This is a genomic window from Enterobacter cloacae complex sp. 342H5 (assembly GCF_050030905.1).
GTDB lineage: Bacteria > Pseudomonadota > Gammaproteobacteria > Enterobacterales > Enterobacteriaceae > Enterobacter > Enterobacter intestinihominis.
Window position 1 is genome coordinate 1,573,864 of sequence record NZ_JBLGVB010000001.1, and the last position, 12,898, is coordinate 1,586,761.

Annotated in this window: 14 protein-coding genes; 12 read left to right on the top strand and 2 right to left on the bottom strand. The window is 54.9% G+C overall.

Translation table 11 applies throughout. The features are described 5' to 3' along the window. The first annotated feature begins 18 nt into the window (after positions 1-18). From ACQG03_RS07605 to ACQG03_RS07615, 3 genes are all read left to right on the top strand, one after another. The gene (locus ACQG03_RS07605) at positions 19-342 is read left to right on the top strand and encodes a heavy metal-binding domain-containing protein (protein WP_003858361.1); all 324 of its coding nucleotides are present in this window, start codon (positions 19-21) and stop codon (positions 340-342) included. Further along, on the top strand, positions 339-1,169 hold the full coding sequence (locus ACQG03_RS07610) for an N-acetylmuramoyl-L-alanine amidase (protein WP_063163408.1): 831 nt from the start codon (positions 339-341) through the stop codon (positions 1,167-1,169). Before ACQG03_RS07605 ends, ACQG03_RS07610 begins: the two co-directional genes overlap by 4 nt. 259 nt (positions 1,170-1,428) lie before the next feature. Next, positions 1,429-2,052 carry a helix-turn-helix domain-containing protein gene (locus ACQG03_RS07615; protein WP_022647582.1) on the top strand — a complete coding sequence of 208 codons (624 nt, stop codon included), beginning with the start codon at positions 1,429-1,431 and terminating at the stop codon, positions 2,050-2,052. Between the two features lie 3 nt (positions 2,053-2,055). Here ACQG03_RS07615 and ACQG03_RS07620 read toward each other — a convergent pair whose 3' ends face one another. Both ACQG03_RS07620 and ACQG03_RS07625 read right to left on the bottom strand, forming a co-directional pair. Continuing rightward, a complete protein-coding gene (locus tag ACQG03_RS07620; RefSeq protein WP_063163407.1) occupies positions 2,056-2,688 on the bottom strand; it encodes a hypothetical protein in 633 nt (210 codons plus the stop codon). Continuing rightward, entirely contained in the window at positions 2,688-4,250 is a 1,563-nt protein-coding gene (locus tag ACQG03_RS07625) for an ExeA family protein (protein WP_063163406.1), read from the bottom strand. The genes ACQG03_RS07620 and ACQG03_RS07625 overlap by 1 nt, the downstream gene beginning before the upstream one ends. 300 nt (positions 4,251-4,550) lie before the next feature. Between ACQG03_RS07625 and gspC the strand changes: the two genes are divergently transcribed. The 9 genes from gspC to gspK are packed head-to-tail and all read left to right on the top strand — an operon-like array spanning position 4,551 to position 12,887. Next, positions 4,551-5,282 (top strand): type II secretion system protein GspC, encoded by a 732-nt coding sequence (gene gspC / locus ACQG03_RS07630; protein WP_032671003.1) that lies wholly within the window; start codon positions 4,551-4,553, stop codon positions 5,280-5,282. A gap of 13 nt (positions 5,283-5,295) precedes the next feature. Further along, positions 5,296-7,218: a type II secretion system secretin GspD gene (gene gspD / locus ACQG03_RS07635; protein WP_063163405.1), complete on the top strand. Its 1,923-nt coding sequence runs from the start codon at positions 5,296-5,298 to the stop codon at positions 7,216-7,218. 14 nt (positions 7,219-7,232) lie between these two features. Next, entirely contained in the window at positions 7,233-8,711 is a 1,479-nt protein-coding gene (gene gspE / locus ACQG03_RS07640; protein WP_063163404.1) for a type II secretion system ATPase GspE, read from the top strand. Next, positions 8,711-9,919: a type II secretion system inner membrane protein GspF gene (gspF, locus tag ACQG03_RS07645; RefSeq protein WP_063163403.1), complete on the top strand. Its 1,209-nt coding sequence runs from the start codon at positions 8,711-8,713 to the stop codon at positions 9,917-9,919. Before gspE ends, gspF begins: the two co-directional genes overlap by 1 nt. A 3-nt stretch (positions 9,920-9,922) precedes the next feature. Beyond that, positions 9,923-10,372 carry a type II secretion system major pseudopilin GspG gene (gene gspG / locus ACQG03_RS07650; protein ID WP_023299696.1) on the top strand — a complete coding sequence of 150 codons (450 nt, stop codon included), beginning with the start codon at positions 9,923-9,925 and terminating at the stop codon, positions 10,370-10,372. Further along, the gene (gspH, locus tag ACQG03_RS07655; RefSeq protein WP_023299697.1) at positions 10,372-10,857 is read left to right on the top strand and encodes a type II secretion system minor pseudopilin GspH; all 486 of its coding nucleotides are present in this window, start codon (positions 10,372-10,374) and stop codon (positions 10,855-10,857) included. Before gspG ends, gspH begins: the two co-directional genes overlap by 1 nt. After that, a complete protein-coding gene (gene gspI / locus ACQG03_RS07660) occupies positions 10,850-11,230 on the top strand; it encodes a type II secretion system minor pseudopilin GspI (RefSeq protein ID WP_048966125.1) in 381 nt (126 codons plus the stop codon). The genes gspH and gspI overlap by 8 nt, the downstream gene beginning before the upstream one ends. Further along, positions 11,227-11,880 (top strand): type II secretion system minor pseudopilin GspJ, encoded by a 654-nt coding sequence (gene gspJ, locus ACQG03_RS07665; RefSeq protein ID WP_063163402.1) that lies wholly within the window; start codon positions 11,227-11,229, stop codon positions 11,878-11,880. Before gspI ends, gspJ begins: the two co-directional genes overlap by 4 nt. Continuing rightward, on the top strand, positions 11,877-12,887 hold the full coding sequence (gspK, locus tag ACQG03_RS07670; protein WP_048966127.1) for a type II secretion system minor pseudopilin GspK: 1,011 nt from the start codon (positions 11,877-11,879) through the stop codon (positions 12,885-12,887). Before gspJ ends, gspK begins: the two co-directional genes overlap by 4 nt. The last annotated feature ends 11 nt before the right edge of the window (positions 12,888-12,898 follow it).

Sequence of the window (12,898 nt, forward strand, 5' to 3'; positions counted from 1 at the left end):
TAAAGACGGAGAGGAAGTATGCAATTTTCAACAACACCAACCCTGGAAGGTCAACCCATTACCGAGTACTGCGGCGTGGTCACCGGTGAGGCGATTCTGGGTGCCAACATCTTCCGGGACTTCTTTGCCGGCATTCGGGATATCGTCGGCGGGCGCTCCGGTGCCTACGAGAAAGAACTGCGTAAAGCGCGTGACATTGCGTTTAAGGAGCTGGGCGAGCAGGCCAAAGCGCTGGGCGCGGATGCGGTGGTGGGCATTGATATCGACTACGAAACGGTCGGGAAAGATGCCAGCATGCTGATGGTGAGCGTAAGCGGCACGGCGGTGAAAACCCGTCGATGAAGCGTTCGCTCTCAACCCTCCTGCTGGCATTGTTGCTGGCAGGATGCGCCTCGGAAGAGGGCATTGTTGATAAAGGCGCGTACGAACTTGATACGCGCCATCAGGCGCAGGCGGCCTACCCGCGCATAAAGGTGCTGGTGATCCATTACACCGCCGATGATTTCGACACCTCGCTTGCGACCTTAACCGATAAAAACGTCAGCTCTCACTATCTCATCCCCGCAAAGCCCCCAGCTCCGCAGGGCAAACCGCGTATCTGGCAGCTGGTGCCGGAGAGCGAGCTGGCCTGGCATGCAGGTATTAGCTTTTGGCGTGGGACCAACCGCATAAATGATACCTCCGTCGGCATTGAGCTGGAAAACCGCGGCTGGCGGAAAACCGATGGTGTGAAAACCTTTACCCCCTTCGAACCGGGGCAAATTGCGGCGCTAATCCCGCTTGCCAGAGACATCATCGCCCGCTACGACATTAAACCGCAGAACGTTGTGGCCCATTCGGATATCGCCCCGCAGCGTAAAGACGACCCAGGCCCGCTGTTTCCGTGGCGCGAGCTGGCGCAGCAGGGCATCGGAGCCTGGCCTGAACCGGCGCGGGTAAATTTTTATATCAACGGGCGACCGCATTATCAGCAGGTTGATACCGCAGCACTGCTCGATGTGCTGGCGCGCTACGGTTACGAGGTGCCAGAAAACAGCACGCCTGCACAGCAAAAACGCATCATCATGGTGTTCCAGATGCATTTCCGTCCGCAGTTATGGAATGGCGTCGCGGATGTGGAAACCATGGCGATTGCCGAAGCACTTTTAGAGAAATACGGGCAGGGGTAAACTTTTGGCTTACCCCCAAATGAGTATATTTCCGCAAGTTTCTATTAGATTAATCCTAAGTACATTCTCATTTCATTTTTAGTTAATTGACTTAAAATTATTCGGATTTAAGATGGACACATAGCACGCTAAGCAATTTAGCGAATAAAAAACTTTACTCTTTTTTTTATTCTTGAGTTTTCATCAGGAAAATATTTATGGTTCGGTATGAATGCCGTTGCCATGTTTTTTAAAATCACATCTTAAAACGGGTATAACAATGTTAAGCATCTATGGAAAAAAATTACGTCCGCAACATGAAATGGAAAAAATTATTTCTGCAACCTCATGCGTTGAAGAAAGAACGTTAAAAAAATGGCAGAAGATTTCCACTGCTGATTCCGGTTTAATTCATATTATTGTCAGCGGCGAAGTCGAATTTCGACGTGACTCTGACGAACTGTGCTTGTTCACCGTTACCGGGCAATGCATTTTCGGCCTGTCGTCGATGTATTACAACGCCACCCATATGTACGGCCTTGTTCGGTCGAATACGGTTGTTCGCTCGATCAAGAAAGAGGTCTTCGCCCAGCTGATGACCGAGAAAAACCTGTGGCCTGAACTGACAAAAGTGCTTTCCTGGTACATATGCCTGATGAGCAAGCGCGATGATATTCTGGTCGCTCGCAGCGCATATTCTGTTGTTCGCGAATTTTTATATGAGATCAACGACCTGATTGTACAGCATCAGCGTGATATTAACGTTTATGATTACATTCAGGAATACACTAACCTGGCACGTAGCACCATTATTAAAATCCTCTCCGATCTGAAAAAAGGTCAATATATTGTGGTGGAAAAAGGTCGACTGCTTAACCTCACCGCACTGCCTGAAAAATATTAATGCCTACTCCCGCCGGTCTCCTTTATCACTGAAAGGGGAACGGCTGTTTTCACTGTTTTTAACACTTGCTTGTGAATTATCCTGCGTTTCGTCAACCGGCGGTGCGGGAATTTTTCCTTGAGAATAATCCTGCTCCTGCTCTTTTAATGCCTGTTTAAATAATTCCGTTAATGATGACTCTTCACTGCTCGTGCTGGCGGGGGCGGTATCGTGCTCATGCGCCTCAGTTCCGGGTAGGGTATCCCGCGAGGGGTCTTGCGGCACCGCGCCGTCGGGCGCCTGCTGCCAGTCGGCATCATCACTGATGATCGGCAGATTCTGCATCGGTGGAACATCAACAGGCACTGGCGCAGCTTTAGGCTGCGGATGCGGGAACGGTTTACTCACGTACACGTAGTGCATCTCCGAAAGCTGGGTTTCCGGTTTGGCAACGCTGGCGTTGACCGGTTCAGGCGCCGGGTGGCGCATGTTCCAGTAGACATGCATATACAGGCCGACAACCAGCATGGCGCAAAGGCCGACCATCCATAATGCTGTTTTGCCGAATACGTTTTTCAGGCTGGGGAGGCGATACGAAAACCAGACCGCTTCCCCGGTTGTATAGCTGCGCTGGGCCGCAAGGCAGATGGTCGACATTAGGCTTTCTTCTCCTGCATTTTTGCGTCCGGGGTAGTGCGGGTGGCCTGAATCAGTACGCTCGGCGTGCTGTTGGTTACGCGCATCAGCTGCATCAGCGTTTCTTCGCCGGGGATGCCATCCACGTGCAGATGCATTTTTTGCTGAAACTCACGGGTGCGTTTCATCATCTCTGCGGTCCAGATCCGGGCATGCGTTTCGGGCTGGTTCAGCGCGATGCTTAACTGCTGATCGAGCCAGGCCATGTCTTTGCTGTCGCTGGCCGCGCCGATCGCGTCTTTTCCTTCCGGTGTCAGGCGGTGCAACTGGGTGAAGTTGCCGGTCGCATGCCGGTTAAACCAGCTGCGGCTCACCTGCCAGGTCCGGTTATTCATTAACAGGTCAATTGATGTATCTCCGACCCTGGCGACCACCGCATAGTTAAGGTGACCGCTGGTTTTCAGCTCACTGACCCACGGATACCCTTCCTGCGCCAGCGTCTCCGGCGACGCGTTCCCCTGTTTACACATCAGGTTCACTTTAGCGGCGTTCTGGCACAGCGCATCTTCGGCCGAGGCGTCATATCCCCACATCAGATAGAGCTGGTGCATCGCATCCGGCTGATTAACCATTTCATTGTCGATAACCGGCACCACGGGCGCCTCCGTTTTTCGCGTCGGCTGTTTCCAGCTGACGGGGACCGGCAGCTGGATGGGAAGGTGCCCGCTGATGGACGAGGTTAAATACCAGCCGCAGGCGGCAAACAGCACCGAAGCGAACAGCCCCACGGTTGCCAGACGCTTACCGTGTTTTTTCGCGGGCAGGATCTCTCCCGCCGCCAGGCGTAAATGACGCGGGCTGACCTGCGACGCGCGTTCCGTCCAGGCAGCGAGCATTGACAGGTGCGCCAGTTCGTTAAGTTTGCTGATGTTGCCTTTGGTCAACGTGTGCATTTTGCGCACGCGGGCCGGCGTTAACGGCGAATTTTCACAGCCGTGTTCTTCGCATTGCGCCTGCACATAGCCCAGGAATTCGCGGCAGGTCAGGGGGCGCAGGACATGACGAGTGTGTGTATATTCGCGCAGTTCAGGTTGCTTAAGCAGGATTTCCTGATCCGCAGTGCCCGTCAGCACCACGGAGAGCCGGAAGTTCAGCTCCTGGGCTCGCGTGAGCAGCGTACCCAGAACTTCACGGCAGCTCTCTTTCATGGCTTCGGCGTGTGAAATCACCAGCACTCTGGTTTTCGCTTTTTCCTCGTGCCACTGGCGCAGGATGGCATCCACCGCCTGCAGGCGATTCTTGCTCTCTTTCGTTACCGGATTGAGCTTGTACAGCAGGCTACTGGCACTCAGTTTGGGAAACGCATTGATAACAAGGACGTTACTGTGGCGGGTTTTTAGCGCATCGCTGAAGTGACCCAGAAGCGGGGCGTCGTCGCAAAAGAGCCCGATAATTCCCGCCTGCTGGGTTTTCTCTTTCAACAGGTTGAACACATCCTGATGATAAGGCACCAGAAAATCCCCGGATAAACGGGCGATCGATCTGAATGGCGGATTTTTAAAATTAAAGTGGCTCTGATACATAACGACTTACCGTCTCTGATTAGGAATAGCAACAGCATCAGAAAGTAAGGTAACGCCCCTGAACGGTCAATTTGCAAACAGGGTAAAAATATCCTGCTGGCAGCGTCTAACATTTGGATTTTATACGGTCAATATTTTTCTTTATGAAAGTTAGCGGCGAAGTCAGTGGTCGCATTTGCACCAGCTTATTACTATTTTCATCCATATTGGCGCAGTATGACGCTGCTTATTTTTGCTTTGCTATAGGCCGGATAAAAAATGAGGTTCTCATTTCTTTCACGGTGGATAACGCCTTGTATTATGTTTGTGCTGCTGATCTTTTGCGGCCAGCAAGGGTATCTCACCTTTAAAGATTATAAAAAAGTTATGAATAAGTTGGCTAATGCCGATCAACAGCCGCTGAAAAAAACGCGCGAAGAGAAATCCTTTTCGCTTTTTACGGCAGCCGTGCGTCAGGAAATCTTACCGGGTGCGGTGAAAGCCCCGCTGGCAGCTGAAATCGAAGGTATTGTGAACAGCGATGACGCCTGGCTCTCCTTTGCTGTCATCAAAACGCCAGGCGGTCAGAGAAGCTACCGTGAGGGTGAACCTCTCTCTGGATTTAACGACGCATTTATTCAGGAAATAAACAAAGATAATGTGGTGGTTAATTATGAAGGTACTACGCAGGTTCTGGCATTAAATAAACCGGACTATTTTAAGGGTGGCGTGGATAGCGGCCCGGTAACGAAATCGACAAAAGATGTTGGCGCAGAGAGTGTGCATCTTGATGATTATCTGGTGTTAAAACCCATAATTGAAAAGGGCCGACTGGAAGGCTACAGGATAAACCCAAGGAATGCCTCCGCCTTTTACAGCCAGTCAGGTCTGGTAAAAGGCGATGTGGCGGTTCAGGTTAACTCTGTCGATATGACCGATGAAGCAAAAGCGAAAAGCATTATTGCCAACTGGTCAAAAATGAAAGAAGCGGAGGTCATCGTACGACGTCACGCTCACCTTGAAAATATTCGGATTAATGTTCTAAACAATTAAAAAGTGTGCAGACATGAAAAAAATTCCCTGGGCGTGCGTGGCGCTGACCGCATTGTCGTTATATTCCAGTTCGCTGCTTGCAGCTAACTTTAGCGCGAGTTTTAAAAATACTGATATTCGCGAGTTTATCGATACGGTAGGCCGCAATCTCAATAAAACCATTCTGGTCGATCCGTCCGTCCAGGGAACCGTCTCGGTCCGAACCTACAACGTGCTGACAGAAGATGAGTACTATCAATTCTTTCTGAGCGTGCTGGATCTCTACGGCCTGTCGGTGATCCCGATGGACAACGGCATGGTCAAAGTGGTGCGCTCAAGCGTAGCGCGTACCGCAGGTGCGCCGCTGGCAGACAGCAAAAATCCGGGCAAAGGTGACGAGATCATCACCCGCGTGGTGCGCATGGAAAACGTGCCTGTTCGTGAGCTGGCCCCGCTGCTGCGTCAGCTCAACGATGCCACCGGTATCGGGAATGTGGTCCACTTTGAGCCGTCCAACGTCCTGCTGTTAACCGGTAAAGCCTCGGTGGTGAACCGGCTGGTGGATCTGGTGCAGCGCGTCGATAAAGACGGCATCCAGCGTCGCGAAATCATCCCGCTGCGCTTTGCGTCCGCCAAAGAACTCTCGGAGATGTTGAATAACCTCAACAATGAAGAACAGAAAGGGCAGAACGCGCCGCAGCTGGCGACTAAAGTCGTCGCGGATGACGAAACCAACAGCCTGGTGATCAGCGGCGCGGAAGATGCGCGGGCGCGCACCCGTTCCCTTATTCATCAGCTGGATCGTGAGCAGAATAACGAGGGCAATACCCGCGTCTTCTACCTCAAGTATGCCAGCGCCACCAAAGTGGTGCCGGTTCTCACCGGGATTGGTGAGCAGCTGAAAGACAAGTCGGGTGCGGCCAAAGCGAAATCCGCGAGCGCCTCAACCGATCTGAATATTACCGCCGACGAGTCAACCAACTCCCTGGTGATCACCGCACAGCCTAACGTGATGAACTCCCTCGAGAAAGTGATCGACAAGCTGGATATTCGCCGTCCGCAGGTGCTGGTGGAAGCGATCATTGCCGAAGTGCAGGACGGTAACGGCCTGGATCTTGGCGTGCAGTGGACCAGCAAGCACGGCGGGGTGCAGTTTGGCTCCACCGGCCTGCCAATCAGCCAGATTAAAAATGGCACCATGAAAGGGGCAAGTTTCACTGGCCTTGCGACCGGCTTCTTTAACGGTGACTTCGGTGCGCTGGTGACCGCGCTTTCCACTGACGGCAAAAATGACATCCTCTCCACGCCAAGCGTGGTCACGCTGGATAACAAAGAAGCGTCGTTCAACGTCGGTCAGGATGTGCCGGTGCTTTCCGGTTCGCAAACCACCAGCGGCGACAACGTCTTTAACTCGGTTGAGCGTAAAACTGTAGGGACCAAGCTGAAGATTGTGCCGCAGATTAACGATGGCGACATGATCCATCTGAAGATTGAGCAGGAAGTGTCGAGTGTCGACAACAGCGCGACGGAAGACTCCAGCCTCGGCCCAACCTTCAACACGCGCACGATTAATAACGAAGTGATGGTCCACAGTGGTCAGACGGTGGTGCTCGGCGGTCTGATGGAAAATGTGACCAAACAGTCCGTGTCCAAAGTGCCCCTGCTCGGCGATATCCCGCTGGTCGGTCAGCTGTTCCGCTACACCTCGCAGGATACTTCCAAACGCAACCTGATGGTGTTTATTCATACCACCGTCCTGCGTGACGACGACAACTACAGCGCGGCCTCGAAAGAGAAATATGACCAGATCCGGGTGCGCCAGATGCAGCGAGTGGAGGAGAAAAAGCTCGGTATTGTTGAGCCGACTGACAACGCCGTCCTGCCCGCGTTTCCCTCTGCAAGCACTGGCGCCGCACCGGTGAAAACCAGCGCCACGCGCAATCCGTTTAAAGAATAGCGCGGAGGGGTAACGTGGACGAACTGAGTAAAACACTGAGTAGCAGCAACTACGCAAAAGATAACGGCGTTCTGTTTTACAACAATGATGTCTATATCCGGGACGACACTCCTGCGCATGCTCTGCTGGAGGTGCGCCGGGTGCTGGGCCGTGCTTTCATCCCCGTCACTGTGACGCCGGAAGCGTTTGACGAGATGCTGGCCAAAATCTGGCAGCAGAGCAGCGGCGTGTCGCAGCAGCTGGTGGACGACATGGACGCGGATATCGATCTGATGGCCTTAACCGAGGAGATCCCGGATAACGAAGATCTGCTCGATAACGACGAAAACTCACCGGTGATCCGCCTGATCAACGCCATTCTCGGCGAGGCGGTGAAGGACGGCGCGTCGGATATTCATATCGAAACCTTCGAGCGCACGCTGAGCATCCGCTTTCGTGTTGACGGCGTGCTGCGCCCGGTGTTGCAACCGGCGCGTAAGCTCGCGCCGCTGCTGGTGTCGCGTATTAAGGTGATGTCGAAACTCGACATCGCCGAGAAACGTCTCCCCCAGGATGGACGTATCTCCCTGCGCATTGGTCGTAAGGCCATCGACGTGCGTGTGTCGACCATTCCGTCTCAGTACGGCGAGCGCGTGGTCATGCGCCTGCTCGATAAAAGCAATCTCAAGCCCGACATCAACAAGCTTGGGCTGATTGATGAAGAGCTGGAGAAGCTGAAAGGGCTGATTGACCGCCCGCACGGGATCATCCTCGTTACCGGCCCGACGGGTTCCGGTAAAAGTACCACGCTGTACGCCATTCTTTCGGCGCTGAACGGTCACGAGCGCAACATTCTGACCGTGGAAGACCCGATCGAATACGAGCTGGAAGGCGTGGGGCAGACGCAGGTTAACCCGCGCGTGGACATGACCTTTGCCCGTGGGCTGCGCGCGATTCTGCGTCAGGACCCGGACGTGGTGATGATCGGGGAAATTCGCGACGGTGAGACCGCCCAGATCGCGGTGCAGGCGTCGCTGACCGGTCACCTGGTGATGTCGACGCTGCACACCAACAGTGCCGCAGGGGCGATAACCCGTCTGCGGGATATGGGGCTGGAGTCGTTTTTAATCGGTTCATCGCTGCTCGGTGTCATTGCCCAGCGTCTGGTGCGTCGGCTGTGTACGCACTGCCGGACCACCAGTCCGCTGGATGCCAATGAAAAAGCGTTGTTCAGCTTTATGGACGCGCCGCCAAAAGCGATTTATCGCGCGGTGGGGTGTGAACACTGCCGTCAGAGCGGCTATCAGGGCCGCGCCGGTATTCATGAGTTTCTGGTGGTGGACAGTACCATGCGCCGCGCCATCCATGAAGATAAGGACGAAATGTCCATAGAAACGCAGCTCTTTAAGCAGGCCTACAGCCTGCGTGAAAACGGGCTGCTGAAGGTGATTAGCGGCGTGACGTCTCTGGAAGAAGTCATGCGCGTCACCGCCGAGCGTGGGGGGGATGCGTAATGGCTTTCTACGCCTGGACGGCGACGAGTGCCGCGGGAAAAACCCAGCGCGGGACGTTACAGGCCGAGGGACAGAAGCAGGTTCGCCAGTGGCTTCGCGAGCAAAAGCTGATGCCCGTGAGTATCACCGAAACCCGCGAAACGGCGACAGGCGGGAAAGCGAAAACCGGGGCGAAGCTCTCTACCCCGGTGCTGTCGATGTTTACCCGTCAGCTTTCGACGCTGGTGAACGCCGCGCTGCCGCTGGAAAGTGCGCTGAAGGCGATCTCTAAGCAGACGGAAGATAAAAAGCTGGCGGCGATGGTGGTGGAGATCCGCGAGAAGGTGGTCGAGGGGCATACGCTGTTCGACGCCTTTAGCCAGTTTCCACGCACCTTCGACAAACTTTACTGCACGCTGGTGATGGCCGGTGAAAAGACCGGCCACCTGGGCGACGTGCTGGAGAAGCTGGCGGAGTACAACGAACAGCGCCAGAAGATGAAAAGCAAGCTGACGCAGGCGATGGTCTACCCGATTACCCTCACCGTGGTCGCTATCGCGGTGATCGGCATTCTGCTGGTGGCGGTGGTGCCGCAGGTGATTGAGCAGTTTACCCACATGAAACAGCAACTGCCGATCACCACCCGGACGCTGATTGCGGTAAGTGATTTCCTGCAAGCCTGGGGTATCTGTATTGTCGGCAGCCTGGCGGGGGCATTCGTCGGCTTCAAAACCTGGGTGCGAAACGTGAAAAACCGTTTTCGCTGGCACAGCTGGCTGGTGAACGGCTCGCCGATTAAAAAGCTGGTGTGCGCCATCAACAGCGCCCGCTATATCCGTACCCTGAGCATTTTGCAGGCCAGCAGCGTGCCGCTGCTGGAGGGGATGTATATCGCGATGGACGGTATTGAAAATCTCTATGCCCGTCAGGTGCTTGAGCAGGCCGCCGATACCGTACGTCAGGGGGCGTCGCTGTATGCGGCGCTGGAACAGGCGAAATTATTCCCGCCAACCATGCTGTATATGATTGCCTCCGGTGAAGAGAGCGGGGAATTAGGTAATTTAATGGATCGCGCTGCAGAAAATCAGGAATCGGCATTACAGCATCGAATTACATTAACGCTGTCGGTATTTGAACCGGCGCTGGTGGTATCCATGGCGACGATTGTTTTATTCATCGTTCTTTCAATATTACAACCGCTTCTGCAACTTAATAATATGGTAGGTTAAATCATGGCTCTAAAACGTAAAAACCTGGCTCGCCAGGCGGGCTTCACATTGCTCGAATTAATGGTGGTGATTGTTATTCTCGGCGTTCTGGCGAGTATGGTAGTGCCAAACTTAATGGGTAATAAAGAAAAAGCGGATACGCAAAAGGCGACCAGCGATATTGTCGCGCTCGAAGGCTCGCTGGATATGTATAAGCTGGACAACCACCGCTACCCGACCACAGAGCAGGGTTTGCAGGCGCTGGTGACGAAGCCGGAAATCGCACCAATCCCGAACGGCTATCGCGCGGATGGCTATATTCGCCGCCTGCCGCAGGATCCATGGGGCAGCGATTATATTCTGGTCAGCCCAGGTGAACACGGTGCGGTGGACATTTTCTCTGCGGGTCCGGACGGCGAAGCGAATACTGCCGATGACATTACCAACTGGTCTCTGGATAAGAACGAGAAGTAATGAAAAATCAACGCGGCTTTACGTTGCTGGAAATTATTCTGGCGCTGGTGATATTTGCCAGCTGCGCCATGATGGTGGTGTCCACCATTCCTTCGCGCAGCGGCGCGGATATATTTGGCCAGCAATTAAAAGCGCTCGTTGATTATGGTTCAGACCGTGCGGTGATGGACGGAAATATTGTCGGGCTGGTGATCGCCACTGATAAATATCAGCTGGTGACGATCGCGGATAAAAATGGCGAGCGTCACTGGGTGCCATTATCTGCCGGACGTATTACCACCAAAGGTGATTTTCCGGAAGAGATGCACGTGTCGCTCTCGCCGCAGCGCCTGGCCGCGACGGTGGCGTCCGAGCCACAGGTGATCTTTTTACCGGACGGTGAAATCAGCCGCTTTACGCTGACGCTGCAAAGTTACGACAAACAGCACCATTTCCGCGTGGTGTCGCAGGGTGCGGCGCCGGTATCGGTAGAAAACGATGGCTAACGACAACACAAAGCAAAAGGGGATGACGCTGCTGGAGGTGATGGTCGCGCTGGTGATTTTCTCCACCTCCGCGCTGGCGCTAATGAACTCGGTCTCCCTGAACGTGCGTTTTACCCATGGTCTGGCCGATACCTTGCAGGCCAGTTGGGTGGCGGAAAATCAGCTGGCGGAAGCGCAACTCACCAAAACCGACTTCCCGGATGCTGAGCAGCAGGGGACGGAAATCATGGGCGGGCGCAGCTGGAACTGGCGTAAGCAGCGGGTGAAAACCGCCGACAACGGCTGGGCGAACTCCATTCGCGTCTATGCGGAAGGCGATGAGAGCCAGCCGGTTGTTTCCCTGCACATCATTCCGCCGGGAGAGAGCAAGTGAAGAAAACGCGACGCCAGCGCGGATTTACCCTGCTGGAGATCATGATTGCGCTGACTATTTTCGCGGTAATCAGCACCCTGGCCTGGCAAATTCTGGACGGCGCGATGCGTACCAGCTCGGCCACCGATGCCAGTGCCGCTAAGCTCAACCAGCTTCAGCGCGGCTGGAGTCTGATGGAGCGCGACTTTTTCCAGCTACAGGCGCGAGCGCCGCGTAATGAGCCAGAGCGGTTCCGTCAGGAGGGCGATGCCCTTGAACTGACCACCCTGAATGGCGTGAGCGGAACGGTCCAGCTGGAGCGCGTGCGCTGGCGGCTGGAAGAGGGGCGTTTGTACCGCGACGTCTGGCCGGTCATTGACGGCCCGGTGGACGTTAAGCCTGACGAAGTGCCGATTGTCAGCGGTGTTAAAGCATTGCAGTGGCGGTTTTATCGTCAGGGCTGGCTGACATCCTGGCACGACGCCGCCCATCTGCCGGACGGCGTGGAGGTTACGTTGACGATGGAAAACGGGGATACCTGGCGCTGGGTGTTCACCACGCCGGGGGATATGCCGGAGGTGGCCGCTGCCGCGGCCCCAGAGAAAGCCGCCGACGCGCCTGCGACGACTCCGGACGCAGCCCCTGCGCCTTCGCCGGAGACCAGACCATGAACCGAATCCGTCAACAAAAGGGCGTCGCCCTGCTGGTGGTGCTGATTTTGCTGGTGATGATGTCGGCGCTGGCCGCCAAAATCAGCCAGCAGTTCTGCCGTAATTTGCAGAAAACGCATTATCAGATAAGCCAGCAGCAGCTGCGCTGGGCGATGCAGGCCCAGGAAAAAGTGGTGAAGGACAGGTTACAGACCGATGCCAGCGGCGAGAGCAAGCCGCTGGCGCTGGACGGCGACTGGCATCAGCCGCTGGAGACGCAGGGAGAAGACTACACGGTCGTGAGCCAGGTGGAAGACGCTCAGGACTGCTTTAACGTCAATAACCTGTTGACCGCCGACGTCGCGCCCCAGGGGCAAAGCGCTCCCGCGGTGGCGGAAAAACCGCGTAAAGAGCGGATTGTTGAACAACTCCTGACGGAAAGCGGGCTCAGTCCGGGCACGGCGGAGGCGGTCTATTTCCAGCTGGTGGATTATCTCGATGGTGACAGCACCACGGCGAAAGAGGGTGCCGAAAGCGATGCGTGGGCTGGCGTCGTGCCCGCCCGGCAACCGGCAAACCAGATGATGCGCAGCATCGCGGAGATCAAACTGCTGCCAGCGTTCCCGGTTACGGCATATCCGAAGGTGAGCAAGCTGTTATGCGCGCTGCCGGACGCCGCCAGCAAGGTGGACGTTAACACCCTGCAACCGGAACAGGCCGCTGTGCTGGCGGCCATGTTTCCGGGAAAATTCACGCAGGATGACGCGGTTCGTCTGCTGGATACACGTCCGGAATCGGGCTGGGAAAATATGGACGCGTTCAGCAAAGCGCTGGAGCAGACCTTCCCGCAGTTAAAAGACGATCTCCCGCAGGTGGCAGATCAATTTTCTATAAACAGCCGGTACTTCCGCGTGAATTACAGCGGCAATACCGATGAATTAACGCTTCGCGTGGTCAGCCAGCTTCAGATGAATAACGAAGCCGGTGAGATCGTGACGTGGCAGCGTCGTTACCGAATGATTGAATAAGAAAAGTAGAA

Excerpts from the sequence above, each read along its gene's own strand:
- ACQG03_RS07605 (WP_003858361.1), top strand. The coding sequence starts at position 19 with ATGCAATTTTCAACAACACCAACCCTGGAAGGTCAACCCATTACCGAG.
- ACQG03_RS07610 (WP_063163408.1), top strand. The coding sequence starts at position 339 with ATGAAGCGTTCGCTCTCAACCCTCCTGCTGGCATTGTTGCTGGCAGGA.
- ACQG03_RS07615 (WP_022647582.1), top strand. The coding sequence starts at position 1,429 with ATGTTAAGCATCTATGGAAAAAAATTACGTCCGCAACATGAAATGGAA.
- ACQG03_RS07620 (WP_063163407.1), bottom strand. The coding sequence starts at position 2,688 with ATGTCGACCATCTGCCTTGCGGCCCAGCGCAGCTATACAACCGGGGAA.
- ACQG03_RS07625 (WP_063163406.1), bottom strand. The coding sequence starts at position 4,250 with ATGTATCAGAGCCACTTTAATTTTAAAAATCCGCCATTCAGATCGATC.
- gspC (WP_032671003.1), top strand. The coding sequence starts at position 4,551 with ATGTTTGTGCTGCTGATCTTTTGCGGCCAGCAAGGGTATCTCACCTTT.
- gspD (WP_063163405.1), top strand. The coding sequence starts at position 5,296 with ATGAAAAAAATTCCCTGGGCGTGCGTGGCGCTGACCGCATTGTCGTTA.
- gspF (WP_063163403.1), top strand. The coding sequence starts at position 8,711 with ATGGCTTTCTACGCCTGGACGGCGACGAGTGCCGCGGGAAAAACCCAG.
- gspG (WP_023299696.1), top strand. The coding sequence starts at position 9,923 with ATGGCTCTAAAACGTAAAAACCTGGCTCGCCAGGCGGGCTTCACATTG.
- gspH (WP_023299697.1), top strand. The coding sequence starts at position 10,372 with ATGAAAAATCAACGCGGCTTTACGTTGCTGGAAATTATTCTGGCGCTG.
- gspI (WP_048966125.1), top strand. The coding sequence starts at position 10,850 with ATGGCTAACGACAACACAAAGCAAAAGGGGATGACGCTGCTGGAGGTG.
- gspK (WP_048966127.1), top strand. The coding sequence starts at position 11,877 with ATGAACCGAATCCGTCAACAAAAGGGCGTCGCCCTGCTGGTGGTGCTG.